This window comes from Aeromonas schubertii, assembly GCF_000820105.1.
Taxonomy (GTDB): Bacteria; Pseudomonadota; Gammaproteobacteria; order Enterobacterales; family Aeromonadaceae; genus Aeromonas; species Aeromonas schubertii.
Map to the genome: position 1 here is coordinate 1 of NZ_CDDB01000092.1, position 597 is coordinate 597.

1 pseudogene is annotated in these 597 nt (G+C 66.3%); it reads right to left on the reverse strand.

From position 1 onward, the window contains the following. Window positions 1–597 (reverse strand): annotated as a pseudogene (locus tag BN1133_RS17830) (chromosome partition protein MukF); the annotation flags it as partial.

Below are 597 nucleotides of genomic sequence, written 5' to 3' on the forward strand. Positions count from 1 at the left end.
CAGGCGGGTCACATCGAAGTGGGCGTGAGCCGGGAACTCCTCCAGGTATTCGCGCAGCACCTCGGCCAGATCGAGGGGCAGCCCCGACGCCTTGTAGCGCACCAGATGGCGCCCGATACGCTCGGCCAGCTCGGCGCTGATGTCGACCACCTCCTGAAACTCCAGCTCGGCAGGCACCTCGCCGGTCACCTCCTCGTCGTGGATGGCGATGGTCTCGTCGCGCAGCTCCAGCAGGCGCGGCTCCTCGGCGATGCGCAGCAGCCAGTTGTGCTGCTCAAACTGGCGGATGGATTCCCGCAGCCGCTGGCTGAAGGCGCGGTTCTTGTCCATGTCGATGGCGGTGCGGATAAACTTGTGCACGTGGCGGTCATAGCGGGACCAGAGCTCGATACACTGCTGGCCCCAGCTGGTGATGACGTCCAAACGCCCCTGCAGGGCGTGGGTCAGCTCCTCCACATGGAACAGATCGTCGCGCCCCTGGGCCGCCTCCTGGATATTGAGCAGCCCCTCTTGCAGCCGGTGGCCGGCGGCGTCCAGGGTGTCTTGCAGCTCGCGCAGGGTCTGGCCGGTCTCACGCAGCAACTTCTCGCAGCTGTG